12 protein-coding genes and 1 riboswitch are annotated in these 14,317 nt (G+C 75.3%); all 12 genes read left to right on the forward strand.

Translation table 11 applies throughout. The annotated features are described in order from the left end of the window. The first annotated feature begins 34 nt into the window (after positions 1-34). The 12 genes from dprA (at position 35) to E1B22_RS12710 (ending at position 14,294) form a co-directional block, all read left to right on the forward strand. Positions 35-922, forward strand: coding sequence for a DNA-processing protein DprA (gene dprA / locus E1B22_RS08510; RefSeq protein WP_135225306.1), 888 nt, complete (start codon positions 35-37; stop codon positions 920-922). Positions 923-1,002: 80 nt separating this feature from the next. Then, on the forward strand, positions 1,003-3,141 hold the full coding sequence (gene topA, locus E1B22_RS08515; RefSeq protein WP_371413497.1) for a type I DNA topoisomerase: 2,139 nt from the start codon (positions 1,003-1,005) through the stop codon (positions 3,139-3,141). A 2-nt stretch (positions 3,142-3,143) separates the two neighbouring features. Further along, positions 3,144-4,610, forward strand: coding sequence for a methylenetetrahydrofolate--tRNA-(uracil(54)-C(5))-methyltransferase (FADH(2)-oxidizing) TrmFO (trmFO, locus tag E1B22_RS08520; RefSeq protein ID WP_243123272.1), 1,467 nt, complete (start codon positions 3,144-3,146; stop codon positions 4,608-4,610). A 4-nt stretch (positions 4,611-4,614) separates the two neighbouring features. Next, positions 4,615-5,805, forward strand: a complete 1,191-nt coding sequence (locus E1B22_RS08525; RefSeq protein ID WP_243123273.1) for a tyrosine-type recombinase/integrase — start codon at positions 4,615-4,617, stop codon at positions 5,803-5,805. Further along, the gene (gene hslV, locus E1B22_RS08530) at positions 5,694-6,242 is read left to right on the forward strand and encodes an ATP-dependent protease subunit HslV (protein WP_135225307.1); all 549 of its coding nucleotides are present in this window, start codon (positions 5,694-5,696) and stop codon (positions 6,240-6,242) included. The genes E1B22_RS08525 and hslV overlap by 112 nt, the downstream gene beginning before the upstream one ends. A gap of 232 nt (positions 6,243-6,474) precedes the next feature. Further along, complete coding sequence (gene hslU, locus E1B22_RS08535; RefSeq protein WP_135225308.1) at positions 6,475-7,914, forward strand: ATP-dependent protease ATPase subunit HslU; 1,440 nt, start codon at positions 6,475-6,477, stop codon at positions 7,912-7,914. Between the two features lie 275 nt (positions 7,915-8,189). Continuing rightward, a riboswitch (cyclic di-GMP riboswitch) is annotated at positions 8,190-8,282 on the forward strand. A 205-nt stretch (positions 8,283-8,487) separates the two neighbouring features. Further along, positions 8,488-8,934 (forward strand): flagellar basal body rod protein FlgB, encoded by a 447-nt coding sequence (gene flgB, locus E1B22_RS08540; RefSeq protein WP_135225309.1) that lies wholly within the window; start codon positions 8,488-8,490, stop codon positions 8,932-8,934. Positions 8,935-8,938: 4 nt separating this feature from the next. Further along, entirely contained in the window at positions 8,939-9,454 is a 516-nt protein-coding gene (flgC, locus tag E1B22_RS08545) for a flagellar basal body rod protein FlgC (protein ID WP_135225310.1), read from the forward strand. 41 nt (positions 9,455-9,495) lie between these two features. Further along, entirely contained in the window at positions 9,496-9,840 is a 345-nt protein-coding gene (fliE, locus tag E1B22_RS08550; RefSeq protein WP_135225311.1) for a flagellar hook-basal body complex protein FliE, read from the forward strand. A gap of 170 nt (positions 9,841-10,010) precedes the next feature. Beyond that, positions 10,011-11,633: a flagellar basal-body MS-ring/collar protein FliF gene (gene fliF, locus E1B22_RS08555; RefSeq protein ID WP_135225312.1), complete on the forward strand. Its 1,623-nt coding sequence runs from the start codon at positions 10,011-10,013 to the stop codon at positions 11,631-11,633. 398 nt (positions 11,634-12,031) lie between these two features. Further along, positions 12,032-13,027 carry a flagellar motor switch protein FliG gene (gene fliG, locus E1B22_RS08560; RefSeq protein WP_256369309.1) on the forward strand — a complete coding sequence of 332 codons (996 nt, stop codon included), beginning with the start codon at positions 12,032-12,034 and terminating at the stop codon, positions 13,025-13,027. A gap of 460 nt (positions 13,028-13,487) precedes the next feature. Then, entirely contained in the window at positions 13,488-14,294 is an 807-nt protein-coding gene (locus E1B22_RS12710) for a FliH/SctL family protein (RefSeq protein WP_167758899.1), read from the forward strand. The last annotated feature ends 23 nt before the right edge of the window (positions 14,295-14,317 follow it).

Consider the following 14,317-nt stretch of genomic DNA (forward strand, 5'->3'; position numbering starts at 1 on the left):
CAAGCTCGTGCCTGGACGAGGGGGGATCCCCAGCATGGACGCCGGCCGGGCGTGGATGGCCCTGCTCGCCTTGCCCGGTTTGGGGCGCCAGCGCGCGCGGCGGCTGGCCGCGGCCCTGGGCGGGCCGGCGGCGGCCTGGCGGGCGCCGGCGGAGGACTGGCTGGCTGCCGCCGTGGCGCCGCGGGAGGTCCTGCTCCGCGCCGCCGCGGCCCGGGACCGGATCGACCCGGAGCGGCTGGCCCGCCGCGTGGCGGCGGCGGGGGTGGACTGGGTCGCCTGGGACGAACCGGCCTACCCGCGGCGCCTGCGCACCATCCCGGATCCGCCGCTCATCCTCTACTACCGGGGTCGGGCCCCCGCCGAGGGCGTGCCCTGGGTGGCGGTGGTGGGGTCCCGCCGCGCCTCTCCGTACGGGGTCCAGCTCGCCCATCGGCTGGCCGGCGACATGGCGGCGGCCGGCTGGGTGGTGGTGTCGGGCCTCGCCGTCGGCATCGACGCCGCGGCCCACCGCGCTGCCCTGGCCGCCGGCGGGCGGTCGGTGGCCGTCCTCGGCCACGGCCCGGATCGGGTCTATCCGGAGGAGCACCGCGCGCTGGCGGAGCGGCTGGCGGCGACGGGGTGGCTCGTCGCCGAGTATCCGCCCGGCACCCCGGCCGAGGCCTTCCGCTTCCCGGAGCGCAATCGGATCCTGGCGGGCCTGGTCGACGGGGTGGTGGTCGTCGAGGCGGCGCCCAGGAGCGGCGCGCTGGTGACCGCCGATCTGGCGCTGGCGGCGGGGCGCGCGGTCATGGCGGTGCCGGGACCGGTGACCCGGCGGCAGGGGGAGGGCATCATGGAGCTCTTGCGGGCCGGGGCTCCGCCCGTGGCCACGTGGGCCGACGTGGCCGCGGTGCTGGGGGACCACGGGCTGGGCGGGGTCTAGCAGGATCTTCCACCCCGCGTTGCCCGGCGGCGGCCGGCAGTGCTACACTAGGGTGCAACGCGCCGAGGCGCCGGAGCGTGATGCCATTGCCCAAGACGCTGATCATCGTCGAGTCGCCGGCCAAGGCCAGGACCATCAAGAAGTTCGTGGGGCGCGACTACGCCGTCGAGGCCTCCATGGGCCACGTGCGCGACCTCCCCAAGAGCCAGCTGGGGGTCGACATCGACGATCACTTCACGCCCCACTACATCACGATCCGGGGCAAGGGCAAGCTGATCGAGCGCCTGCGGCAGCAGGCGCGCCAGGCCGATCGGGTGCTGCTGGCCACCGACCCGGACCGGGAGGGCGAGGCCATCTCCTGGCACCTGTGCCAGCTGCTGGACATCCCGGAGGACTCGCCCTGCCGCATCGTCTTCCACGAGATCACCCGCGAGGCCGTGCGGCGCGCGTTGCAGGAGCCGCGGCCCATCGACGGCAACCTGGTCGACGCCCAGCAGGCCCGGCGCGTCCTCGACCGGTTGGTGGGCTACAAGCTCAGCCCCCTGCTCTGGCGCAAGGTGCGGCGGGGCCTCTCGGCGGGCCGCGTCCAGTCGGTGGCGGTGCGCCTGATCGTCGACCGCGAGGAAGAGATCGAGGCCTTCACGCCCCAGGAGTACTGGACGCTGGACGCCGAATTGGAGCGCCAGGCCGGCGGCGAGGTGTTCACGGCCCGTTACCACGGCGACGCCGAAGGCAAGCGGGAGCTGCCGAGTCGGGAGGCGGTGGACCGCCTGCTGGCCGATCTGGAGGGGCGCGCCTTCGTCGTTCTCGGCGTCGAGCGCAAGGAGCGGCGCCGCAACCCGGCGCCCCCCTTCACCACCTCGACCCTGCAGCAGGAGGCGTCGCGCAAGCTGGGCTTCTCCGTGCGGCGCACGATGCGCATCGCCCAGGAGCTGTACGAGGGCATCGAGTTGCGCGGCGAGGGCGCGGTGGGTCTGGTTACCTACATCCGCACCGACTCCACGCGCATCGCCGACCAGGCCCTGGACGAGGCCGCGGCGTACATCGCCGAGCGCTTCGGACCGGAGTTCTCGTCCCCCCGCAAGCAGGCGGGTCGGCGCCAGGCGCAGGCCCAGGACGCCCACGAGGCGATCCGGCCGACGTCGGTGGCGCGGGAACCCGATGCGATCAAGGACGACTTGACGCCCGACCAGTACAAGCTGTACCGGCTGATCTGGGAGCGGTTCGTCGCCAGTCAGATGGCGCCGGCCGTGCTGGACACGGTGACCGTCGAGATCGGCGCCGGCCCGCATCGCTTTCGGGCGACGGGTTCGACCGTCAAGTTCCCGGGGTTCATGCGCCTCTACGTCGAGGGGCGGGACGAGGGCGCCGAGGGGGACGGCGACGAGGGGGACCGCATGCTGCCCGAGCTGGCCGAGGGGGACGTCCTGCGGGTGCGGGCGCTGCGGCCGGAGCAGCACTTCACCCAGCCGCCGCCGCGCTACACCGAGGCGATGCTGGTGCGGGCGCTGGAGGAGAAGGGCATCGGTCGCCCCAGCACCTATGCGCCGATCATCGAGACCATCCAGGAGCGGGGCTACGTGGTCAAGGAAGACCGTCGCTTCCGCCCCACGGAGCTGGGGCGGGTGGTCACGGCCCTGCTCAAGGAGTACTTCCCGGACATCGTCGACGTGGAGTTCACCGCCCGCATGGAGGCGGACCTGGACCGGATCGAGGAAGGCGAGCGGGACTGGGAAGACGTGGTGCGCGCGTTTTACGGTCCCTTCAGCGAGACGCTGAGCCGGGCGGAGCAGCAGATCCAGCGGGTGGCGCTGCCGGTCGAGGAGACCGACGAGGTCTGCGAGAAGTGCGGGCGGCGGATGGTGATCAAGCACGGGCGATACGGCCGCTTCCTGGCCTGTCCGGGGTTCCCCGAGTGCCGCAACACCAAGCCGCTGGTGGAGAAGACCGGCGCCCGCTGCCCGCGCTGCGGCGGCGAGCTGGTGCAACGGCGCTCGCGCAAGGGGCGGGTCTTCTACGGCTGCAGCAACTATCCGGACTGCGACTTCACCACCTGGGACCGGCCGACGGCGGAGACCTGCCCGGAGTGCGGCACCTTCCTGGCGGAGAAGCGCTCCCGCCAGGGGGTGCGGCTGGTGTGCGCGAACCCGGAGTGCGGCTACCAGCGGGAGGCCGCGGGCGAGACCGCCGGCGCCGGTGCCGGGGCGGGGAGGCGGTGAGGATGGCGAACCGCGTGACGGTGATCGGCGGTGGGCTGGCGGGAAGCGAGGCGGCCTGGCAGGTGGCTCGCCGGGGCATTCCCGTCCGCCTCTACGAGATGCGGCCGGTGAAGTCGACGCCGGTCCACCACACGGGGAACCTGGCCGAGCTGGTGTGCAGCAACTCCCTGCGCGGCGCCCAGCTGGACCAGGCGCCCGGACTATTAAAGGAAGAGATGCGCCGCCTCGGCAGCCTGATCATGCAGGCGGCCGATGCCAGCGCGATCCCGGCGGGAAGCGCCCTGGCCGTCGACCGGGAGGAGTTCTCCCGGCGCGTGACGGAGGCGATCCTGAACCATCCGCTGATCGAGGTGATCCGGGAAGAGGTGACGGAGCCGCCCGCGGACGGGCCGGTGATCATCGCCACCGGGCCGCTGACGTCCGACGCGCTGTCCCGGTGGATCCGCGCCTTCACCGGGGAGGAGTACCTGGCCTTCTTCGACGCGGCGGCGCCGATCGTCACCTACGAGTCCCTGGACCTGTCGAAGCTCTTCCGGGCCTCGCGCTACGGCAAGGGCAGCGGCGACGACTACCTCAACAGCCCGATGACCCGGGAGCAATACGAGGCGTTCTGGCAGGCCCTGGTCGAGGCGGAGCGGCACGTGCCCCACGACTTCGAGCAGGGCCTGTTCTTCGAGGGCTGCCTGCCCATCGAGGAGATGGCCCGGCGCGGCCCGGACACCCTGCGTTACGGCCCGCTGAAGCCGGTAGGCCTGGTCGACCCGCGCACGGGCAAGGAGCCCTACGCGGTGGTCCAACTGCGGCGGGACAACCGCTACGGGACGCTGTACAACCTGGTGGGATTCCAGACCAGCCTCAAGTGGGGCGAGCAGAAGCGGGTCTTCCGCATGATCCCCGGGCTGGAGAACGCGGAGTTCGCCCGCTACGGCGTCATGCACCGCAACACCTTCATCTGCTCGCCCAAGATCCTCAAGCCGACCATGCAGACGCGCAAGCGGCCGGACCTTTTCTTCGCCGGGCAGATCACGGGCGTCGAGGGCTACATCGAGTCGGCGGCCACCGGCATCGTGGCGGGCATCAACGCCGCCCGGCTCGTCCGGGGGGAGGAGCCCGTGGCCTTCCCGCCGGAGACGGCCCACGGTGCGCTGACGCGCTACATCACCGAGGCGCACCCCGACCACTTCCAGCCGATGAACATCGCCTTCGGGCTGTTGCCGCCCCTCCAGCGGCGGGTCCGCGACCCGCGGCGGCGCAGGTTGCTCATGGCCGAGCGGGCGCTGAAGGCGCTGGAGGGATTCGCCCCCGCCCGTCTGCCGGAGACGGCGCCGGTGGTCGCCGGCGGTGGGCCTGCGGGTTCCGCGGCGGGCGCCCGGGCGCCCGCGACGCCCGCGGCGAGGGAGGCGCCGGCGGCCCCAGGGCGGGCGTCGACCCGGCCCGCGGAGACGCCGACGCCCGTGCCGGGGCGGTGAGGCCGTGAGCGGCGCCGGGGGCCGGCCGCCGGCCGGAGCCGGCGGGTGCCCGGCCGACGTCGTCGCCGCCTATCTCGACCACCTGCGCCTGGAGCGGGGTCTGGCGGTGCGGACCCTGGAGGCCTACGCCGCGGACCTGGCCGGGTGGCTCGACTTCCTGGGCCTGGCGCCGCCGGTGGACGCCGCGTCCCTGTCCCGCGTCACCAGCCGCGACCTGCGCCGCTGGCTCGTCCACCTGGAGGAACGCGGCCTGGCGCGCTCCTCCGTGGCGCGCAAGCTGGCGGCGGTGCGGGGGTTGTTTCGGTACGCCGTGCGGGAGGGGTGGGTCGCCGCGAGCCCCGCGGCGCGCCTGGGCACGCCGCGGGTGCGCCGGCGACTGCCGCGGGTCTACACCCCCGAGGAGGTCCGGGCCCTGCTGGCAGCTGCAGGGGGCGGCAGCGGGCCGGCCGCCCTGCGCGATCGGGCGCTCCTCGAGCTGCTCTACGGGTGCGGTCTCCGCGTCGGAGAGCTGAGCGGGCTCGATCTGGACGACGTGGACTGGGACGGCGGCTGGCTTCGGGTGTACGGCAAGGGGGGCAAGGAGCGGATCGTCCCCCTGGTGGGACCCGTGGCCGCGGCCTTGCGGGCGTACGTCGAGGAGGGGCGACCGCAGCTGGAGGCGGCCCGTCGCCGACGACCGTGTCCTCCCCAGGACCGGCGGGCGGTGTTCCTCAACCGCTGGGGCGGGCGGCTGTCCCCCCGGGGCATCCAGGCCGTGGTGCGCAAGGCCGGCGCGGCGGTGGCGCGGCTGCGCGCCCATCCCCACCTGCTGCGCCATACCTTCGCCACCCACCTGCTCGACGGGGGGCGGGGCTGCGCACCGTCCAGGAGCTCCTGGGCCACGCCAGCCTGGCGGCGACCCAGGTCTACACCCACGTCTCGCGCGCGCGCCTGTGGGCCGTCTACCAGCAGGCCCACCCCCGGGCGCGGCGGCGGGAGCCGCCAGGGGCCGGTCACCGTCCGCCGCCGTGAGACGGCGCGGTCCCAGAGAGGGCGGCGGAGGCCCTGTCGGCCGGACCTGTCGGCCGGGGAGGAGTCGGTGGCATGGCGGCACGCTCCGGGTCGTTCCACGGCACCACCATCCTGGCGGTGCGCCGCGATGGCAAGGTGGCCATGGCCGGCGACGGCCAGGTCACCCTGGAACAGCACATGGTGATGAAGCATCGGGCCCGCAAGGTCCGTCGGCTCTACCACGGCCGGGTGCTGGCGGGGTTCGCCGGCAGCGTGGCCGACGCCGTGGCCCTGCTGGAACGGTTCGAGGGCAAGCTGGAGGAGCACGCCGGGCAGCTGGTGCGCGCGGCGGTGGAGCTGGCCAAGGACTGGCGCACCGACCGGATGTTGCGACGACTCGAGGCGCTCATGGTGGTGGCCGACGCCGAGCACCTCCTGCTGGTCTCCGGCTCGGGCGAGGTGCTCGAGCCCGACGACGGCATCGTCGCGGTGGGCTCGGGCGCGGGCTTCGCCCTGGCGGCCGCCCGGGCGCTGGCCCGGCACACCGCCCTCGACGCTCCGTCCATCTGCCGCGAGGCGATGCGCATCGCCGCCGAGCTCTGCGTGTACACCAACGACCAGCTGATCGTGGAGGAGCTCTAGGCCCCGCGCCCCTCCTCCCGACGGCGGGAGGCCGCGTCCGCGGGGAGGTCCGCGAGGCGGATGGAGCGGGGCGCGGGGTCCAAGGAGGCCGCCCCGTTCTGGGGTCGGCCGTTCCCGAGGCCCCACGGCGCGGCATCGGGGAGCGCTCCGGCGCCGCGGGGCGCCAGGGGCAGGGCGCGGCGGCCGCCAGGGGTCGGGACCGGCCATCGGCACCGGAGGAGGGACGCCCGCCGTGGATCAGGCGGCCGCACCGGGTGCGGCATGGGAGCCCGATCGGTTGACGCCGCGCCAGATCGTGGCGGAGCTCGACCGGTACATCGTGGGTCAGGCCGCGGCCAAGCGCGCCGTGGCCATCGCGCTGCGCAACCGCTGGCGCCGCCAGCAGCTCCCGCCCCACCTGCGGGACGAGGTGGCGCCGAAGAACATCCTGATGATCGGCCCGACGGGGGTGGGCAAGACCGAGATCGCCCGCCGCCTGGCGCGTCTGACGGGTGCCCCCTTCATCAAGGTCGAGGCGACGAAGTTCACCGAGGTGGGCTACGTCGGGCGCGACGTGGAGTCCATCATCCGCGACCTGGTGGAGACGGCCATCCGCATGGTGAAGGCGGAGCGGATGGCCACCGTCCAGGACCGGGCGCGGGCGGCCGCCGACGAGCGGTTGCTGGACGTGCTGGTGCCGCCGCCCCGCCGGCGGCACCCGCGCTTCTCCTCGCCGTGGGAGATGCTGCTGGGGCCCCTCGGGGGCACGCCCCAGCCCAGCGAGCCGCCGCGCCCGGAAGAGGAGGAGGACTGGCGCCGGCGCCGGCAGGAGGTGGCGGCGCGGCTGCGCGACGGCCAGCTGGAGGACCAGGTGGTGGAGATCGAGGTCGAGGACCAGACGCCGCCGATGGTGGACATCCTGGGCGGGCCCGGCCTGGAAGAGGTGACCCTCAACGTCCAGGACCTGCTCAAGGACTGGCTCCCCCGGCGCAAGCGGCGGCGCCGGCTGCCGGTGCGGGAGGCCCGGGAGGTGCTGGCCCAGGAGGAGGCCCAGAAGCTGATCGACATGGACCAGGTGGTGGCCGAGGCCGTCCGCCGCACCGAGCAGGCGGGCATCGTGTTCATCGACGAGATCGACAAGATCGCCGGCCGGGAACGGGGCCACGGGCCCGACGTCTCCCGGGAGGGCGTCCAGCGCGACATCCTGCCCATCGTCGAGGGCTCGACGGTGATGACCCGCCACGGCCCGGTGCGGACGGACCACATCCTCTTCATCGCTGCGGGCGCGTTCCACGTCGCCAAGCCCTCGGACCTGATCCCGGAGCTGCAGGGCCGGTTTCCCATCCGGGTGGAGCTGCAGCCCCTGACCCGCGAGGACTTCAAGCGCATCCTCACGGAACCCGACAACGCCCTGCTGCGCCAGTACCAGGCGCTGCTGGCGACCGACGGCGTGGAGCTGGAGTTCACGCCGGACGCGGTGGACGAACTGGCGGCCATGGCCGCCCGCGCCAACGAGCAGGCGGAGAACATCGGCGCCCGTCGCCTGCACACGCTGCTGGAGCGCGTCCTGGAGCCCCTGGCCTTCGACGCGCCCGACGCCCTCCAGGGCAAGGTGGTGGTCGACGGCGCCTTCGTCCGGCAGCGGTTGGAGGGGGTGCTGCAGGACCAGGACCTGAGCCGGTACATCCTCTGACCCGCGGACCGCCGCGGCCCGCCGGGCGGCCGCCCGCACCAAGGAGACCGCGGCTGGAAAGGCGAACCGTGTCGAGAGAGGGACCCAAATCCAGGACCGGGGTCCCAAATTTTTTGTCGCCGATAGCAGGAATGACCAGCGGCGTGGAGAATCATGTCGACCAGCTCGGGTCGACAGGGATAGACAAATCTATAAACTTCGGGGGCGGGCGAGGCCTTGTGCCCCCGCCGGGCTCCAGGAGCGGTCGGAGCCTGGCGACGGCCCGCCCCCCGCGGCAGCGACAAAGGCACCCCTGCCGAAAGGCAGGCTCGCAAAGTCACGGGTCTACGGTCCCGCCCCGGCGGGACTATGACGGCCGGACTGCCGAACGCCGCGTGGTGGTTCTGTCCCCGCCGTCGTGGGCCGCCCGTGGTGCCGGTTGCGCCGCGGGCGGCTCGTCTTTTCGGATCCCAAGCCGCGGCCGGTCCATCGCTCGGGCCGGCGGCGACCCGGGCCGGCGCGGGCGCCCGGTGCCCGGCGCAGGCGCCCGGTGCTCCCGGACCGGGCGGTGTTCGCAGCGGAGGGGGTGGGCCCATGTGGGGCGCCATCGACGACCGGCTGGCGGCGGCGCTGGAGGTGCTGGCCCTCCGTCAGCGGCTGCTGGCCCAGAACGTGGCCAATGCCGAGACCCCTGGCTACAAGCGCTACGACGTGGATTTCGACCGGGCGCTGGCGCTGGCCTTGGAGGCGTCGGGGAGGGGCGCCGGCAGGGCGGACGGCTTGCAGGCGGCGGGCCGAGGCCCGTTGCCCCTGGCCGCCACCCACCCCGCGCACCAGCCGGGCCGGGGACCCGCCGGCGCGGTCTGGCAGGCGGTGTACCGCGAGACGGGGACGGCCCTGCGCAACGACGGCAACAACGTCGACCTCGACGCCGAGATGGCGCGCCTCGCGGAGACCGGTCTGCACTACCAGGCGCTGATCCGGCAGCTCTCCGATCGCATCGCCTTGTTGCGCACGGTCATCGCCGAGGGGAGGCGGTAGCGCCATGGGCGGCGGCCTCTTCGGCACCCTCGCCATCGCGGCTAGCGGCATGACGGCCCAGCGGCTGCGGCTGGACCTGATCGCCAGCAACCTGGCCAACGTGGACACCACCCGGGCCCCCGGCGGCGGGCCGTACCGGCGCCTGGTGCCGGTCTTCCAGGAGCGGGTGCGGCCCTTCGCCGAGGTGCTGCGGGAGCGGGTCGCGGCCGGCCCCCTGGCCCGGGGCGCCGCCGGCGTCGCGCCGCGGGGGACGGGAGGAACCGGCCCGTGGGGCGGCGGCCTCGGCCCGGCGGGCGTGCAGGTGGCGGCGGTGGTCGCCGATCCCTCCCCGCCGCGGCTGGTGTTCGACCCGGGGCATCCCGACGCCGGGCCCGACGGGTACGTCGCCTACCCCAACGTGGATCCGCTGATGGAGATGGTGAATTTACTGGCGGCCACCCGGGCCTACGAAGCGAACGTGGCCGTCTTCAGCGCGGCTCGCACCCTGGCCCTGCGGGCCCTGGAGCTGGGCCGGGGCTAGGCGGGACGCGGGCGCTGGCTGCAGGGCAGGAGGGATGATCCATGAGCCCATGGGGCGTGGGATGGGCGGGCGGCGTGGGGGCGCCGTCCGTCGCGCAGGGCCTGGCGCCGGCCGCCGGTGCCCCGCGGACGCCGGTGGGCGGCGCCGAGACGGCCGCCGGCGACGGTCCCCGCTTCTTGCGGGAGCTGGCGCGGGCCCTGGCCCAACTGGAGGGGACGGTGGCCGAAGCCGACGCCATGGCCCAGCGGCTGGTGACGGGCCAGGTCGACGACCTGTCTGCGGTCATGGTGGCCAGCGAGAAGGCGCGGCTGGCCGTCGAGCTCGCCGTGCAGCTGCGCAACAAGGCGCTGGAGGCGTACCAGGAGATCATGCGGATGCCCATCTGACGGCGGCCCGCGACCCTGGCCGGTGGCGACCGGCGGCGAGACGGCCGCATCGCCCAGATGCCCACCTGCAGCAGGTCCGCCGTGCCCGCCGCCGACGGCGAGCGGCGGCGAGGGCGGCCGCATAGCCCGCGCGCGGCGAGGGCGACGGGAAGGAGGCGGCGGAGGGCCCGATGCCGGTGACGCAACTGCGGCAGCTTCCCCAACAGTTCCTGGGCTGGTTCCGGCAGCTGCGGCCCGCGGCTCGTTGGACCGTGGTGGCGGCGGCGGGGTTGGCGCTGGCGGGCCTGCTGGCGCTGGCCCTGGCGGGCCGCGGTCAACCGCGATGGGAGCCGCTCTTCACCCGGCTCGATCCCTCCGACGCGGCCGCCATCGTCGGCCAGCTGGAGGAGCAGGGGGTGCCCTACCAGCTCGCGGAGGGCGGCCGGGCCGTGCTGGTGCCCGCCACCGAGGTGGACCGGCTGCGCCTGGAGCTGGCCGCCCAGGGCCTGCCGCGTGAGGGCACGGTGGGCCTGGAGTTGATGGAGCGGATGCCCATGGGGGCCACGGAGTTCGAGCGGCAGGTGCAGTACCTGCGGGGCCTCCAGGGCGAGCTGGCGCGGACCATCGGCCGGCTGGAGGGCGTCGAGGCCGCGCGGGTCCACCTGGTCCTGCCGGACGACACCCCCTTCGTCGCCGAGCGTCGGCCGCCCAGCGCCGCGGTCCTGGTGCAGCTCAAGCCCGGCGCCGACCTCGGGCCCGAGCAGGTGCGCTCCATCATGCACCTGGTGGCCTCGGCGGTGGAGGGCTTGAAGCCCGAGGACGTGACCGTCGTCGACGCGACCGGCCGCCTGCTCTCGGCCGAGGTCGGTGCGGCGGAGGGAACCGACACCGCCCGCGCCGACGACCGCCTGGAGGTCGAGCGCCAGTTCGAGGCGGACCTGCAACACCGGCTCCAGACCCTGCTGGAACAGGTGCTGGGACCGGGCAACGTGGTGGCCCGGGTGAACGCCGAGCTGAACTTCGACCAGCAGGTGATCGAGCGGCACCTGTTCGAGCCGCCGGCCGACGGCGGCGAGGGCCTGCTGCGGTCCATCCAGGAACTGGAGGAGACCTTCACCGGGCAGGGGGTCCCGGGCGGCGTGCCCGGCGACGCCAACATCCCCACCTATCCCCAGCTGGTCGGGGGCGAGGGCGAGTATCAGCGCACGGAGCGGACGGCCAACTACGAGGTCAACGAGGTGATCGACCGGCTCCAGGTGGCGCCGGGGGCGGTGCGGCGCCTCTCGGTGGCGGTGGTGGTCAACGGGCAGCTGACGCCGGAGCGGCAGGCCGCCCTCCGGCAGGTGGTGGCGGCCGCCATCGGCAGCGACCCGCAGCGGCAGGACCAGGTGGAGGTCGTCGGGATGCCCTTCGACACGACGGTGGCCGACCGGCTGCAGCAGTCGCTGGAGGCGGAGCGGCAGGCCCGCGAGGCGGCGCGACGGTGGGCCCTCTGGGCGGGCGCCGGCCTGTTGGCGGCCCTGGCGGTGGCGGCCCTGGTCGTGGCCTGGCGCCGGCGGGCCGTCCGCCGCGCCCGCGAGGAGGCCGAGGACCTGGTGGAGGGGGCCGGCACGGCGGTCCCCGGACAGGACGGGCTGCCGTTCCACGGGTTGCCGGCGGCGCGGGCCGGCGGCGCCGATGGGGTCCCGGCCTGGGCCGACGGGCGCACGGCGGACGCCGCGGTCTACGAGCAGGTCAGCGAGCTGGTGAAGAACCAGCCGGAGCACGTCGCCCAGGTGATCCGCAGCTGGCTGGCGGAGCGGTCGGCCAATTAGCCGGGCCGCCGACGGGTGCCGCGGGCCGGTGGGCACCGGCCGCGACCCGGGTGGCGGGGTAGGGACGGGGGAGGCGAGGGGCCTTGGCGCTTCCACAGGAGACGGTGCCACGGGAGATGGGCAGCGGAGCGACGGGTACGGCGGCTGGGCCGGCGCCGGGCCGCAGGGGGGCGCTGGGCTCGGCGTCCGGGGCCGAGGGCAGCGGTCGCCTTGGGGCCGGAGGGCGTCGCCCGGCCGGGCCCCCGGCGGGGGGCCCGGCCGGGCGACGCGGCAGCGCCCCCGCCGGGGCCGGGGCGGCGCCCGCCGCCCCGGCCCCGGCGCAGCCCGCCGCCGGCGGGGTCGCGCCCGCGGCGGCCGGTTCGTCCGCCGCATCCGCTCCGCGCCCGCCAGGGGCCGACATCCCGCCTCGCCGCAAGGCGGCGATCCTGATGATCTCCCTGGGGCCGGAGCTGGCCGCCCGCGTGTTCCGGTACCTGCGGGAAGACGAGATCGAGCAGCTGACCCTGGAGATCGCCAACACGGACCGGGTCTCGCCGGAGCAGCGGCAGGCGGTGCTGGAGGAGTGCCGTGACCTCGCCCTGGCCCACGCCTACGTCGCCCAGGGCGGCATCGACTACGCCCGCCAGCTCCTGGTGCAGGCGCTGGGCCACCAGCGGGCGGCGGAGGTGCTCAACCGGCTGACCGCCACGCTCCAGGTGCGCCCCTTCGAGTTCGTGCGGCGCGCCGACCCGATGCAGATCCTCAACTTCATCCAGCAGGAGCACCCGCAGACCATCGCCCTGATCCTCGCCTACCTGCACCCCGAGCAGGCGGCCGTGGTCTTGAGCGGCCTGCCGCCGGAGCGCCGGGCCGACGTGGCGCGCCGCCTGGCCCTGATGGAGCGCACCTCGCCCGAGCTGATCCGCGAGGTGGAGCGGGTGCTGGAGCGCAAGCTCTCGTCGGTCCTGGGGGACGAGGGCACCGCCGCCGGCGGGCTGCAGGCGGTGGTCCAGGTGCTCAACAACGTGGACCGCGGCACCGAGCGGAGCATCATGGAGGTCCTGGAGGTCACCGATCCCGAGCTGGCCGAGGAGATCAAGAAGCGCATGTTCGTCTTCGAGGACATCGTCCTCCTGGACGACCGCTCGCTCCAGCGGGTGCTGCGTGAGGTGGACCTCAACGAGGACCTGCCGCTGGCCCTCAAGGCCGTCAGCGAGGAGGTCAAGCAGAAGATCTTCCGCAACCTGTCGCAGCGGGCCGTGGAGATCCTCCAGGAGAACCTGTCCTATCTCGGGCCCGTGCGCCTCCGCGACGTGGAAGAGGCCCAGCAGAAGATCGTCAACATCATCCGGCGCCTGGAGGAAGAGGGCGAGATCGTCATCGCGCGGGGTGGCCAGGATGAGGTCGTGGTCTGAGGTGGAACGCGGCGCCGCCGCCGCGACCGCCCTGCGCCGGCCCGCGGCGCCAGGGGCTGCGGGCGGCGGGGATGGAGGCGAGGGGACGGCCGTAGGCGGCCGCGGGCCGGCCGGATCGTCCCGGGTGGAGGTCGCCCGGCCGTGGACGCCCGGTGTTCTGGCCGCCGGCGGCGGCCGTCGCTCCCCCTCGAGGCGCCGGGCCGCGGCCGGGACGGTCGCGGCGGGTGGGGGCGACGGCCGGGGCGCGGAGGCGCCGGGCGCGGGGACCCGGGGGCGGGCCCGGCCCTGGACGCCAGCGCCGGTGGCCGCCGAAGACGGGGTCGGGGACCGGAGGGCGGACCTCGCGCCCGTCGGGGACGCCGCTCCACGGGGGCAAGGCCCGTCCCCTGGCGGGCGCGGATGGGACAGCCCGGCGGCGCCCGTCGCGCGCGGGGCGGAGGTGGCGGGGTGGGCCGCGGCGGTGCCTGCGGGGGACGGGGCGCGGGCCCGACGGCGGGCGCGCCGGTGGCTTGAGCGGGCCCGCCGGGCGGCGACGGCCCACCTGGAACGGGCCCGCCGGGAGGCGGACGATCTGCGCCGGCGGGCCTGGCAGGAGGGCTTTGCCCGCGGCGAGGCCGAGGGCCGGGCCCGGTGGGAGGCGGCCCAACGCCGGCTGGAGGAACAGGTCGCCTCGCAGCGCCGCGAACTCGAGGCCCGGTACCGGCGGCTGCTGGCCGCCTCGGCGGAGCCCCTGCTGGAGCTGGCGCTGGCCATCGCGCGGCGGGTGGCGGGCCAGCAGCTGGCGGCGGATCCGACCGCCCTGCGGGCCCAGGTGGAGGAGGCCCTCGCCCGCCTGGGTGCCGAGGGAGCCCGGGTGCTGCTCCACCCCGAGAGCCTGGCGCAACTGGAGGGCACGGCGCCGCTGGCGCCCGGGGTGGAGCTGGTGGGCGATCTCACCCTGGCCCCGGGGGACTTCCGCGTCGAGAGCCCCCGCGGGCAGGTCGACGGGCGGGTGGCGGCCCAGGTGGACCGATTGGGTCGGGTGCTGCGGGAGCAGGGGCTGGGTGCGGTCCCCCCGGTGGAGGGGGACGGCCTGACGGGGCCGGGCGCGGGCGGCGAGGCGCAGGAGCCGGGATCCGGTGCGGCCTCCCCGCATGAGGCAGCGGCCCCTGGGGGCGGTCCCGGGCCCGTGGGGGCGAGTGCCCCGGGAGCGGACCTCCGGCCCGCCGCGGTGCCGCCAGCCGCGGCCCGGACCCCCGGTGGGGCGGAGGGGAGGGATCCGGCGTGAAGGCCGCGGCGACGGCGGAGCCC

The sequence above is a fragment of the Thermaerobacter sp. FW80 genome, from assembly GCF_004634385.1.
Classification (GTDB): Bacteria; Bacillota; Sulfobacillia; order Thermaerobacterales; family Thermaerobacteraceae; genus Thermaerobacter; species Thermaerobacter composti.

Coding starts and splice junctions, on each gene's coding strand:
- flgC (WP_135225310.1), top strand. CDS start 8,939: ATGGGCGGCGGCCTCTTCGGCACCCTCGCCATCGCGGCTAGCGGCATG.
- flgB (WP_135225309.1), top strand. CDS start 8,488: ATGTGGGGCGCCATCGACGACCGGCTGGCGGCGGCGCTGGAGGTGCTG.
- fliF (WP_135225312.1), top strand. CDS start 10,011: ATGCCGGTGACGCAACTGCGGCAGCTTCCCCAACAGTTCCTGGGCTGG.
- fliE (WP_135225311.1), top strand. CDS start 9,496: ATGAGCCCATGGGGCGTGGGATGGGCGGGCGGCGTGGGGGCGCCGTCC.
- trmFO (WP_243123272.1), top strand. CDS start 3,144: ATGGCGAACCGCGTGACGGTGATCGGCGGTGGGCTGGCGGGAAGCGAG.
- dprA (WP_135225306.1), top strand. CDS start 35: ATGGACGCCGGCCGGGCGTGGATGGCCCTGCTCGCCTTGCCCGGTTTG.
- topA (WP_371413497.1), top strand. CDS start 1,003: ATGCCATTGCCCAAGACGCTGATCATCGTCGAGTCGCCGGCCAAGGCC.
- hslV (WP_135225307.1), top strand. CDS start 5,694: ATGGCGGCACGCTCCGGGTCGTTCCACGGCACCACCATCCTGGCGGTG.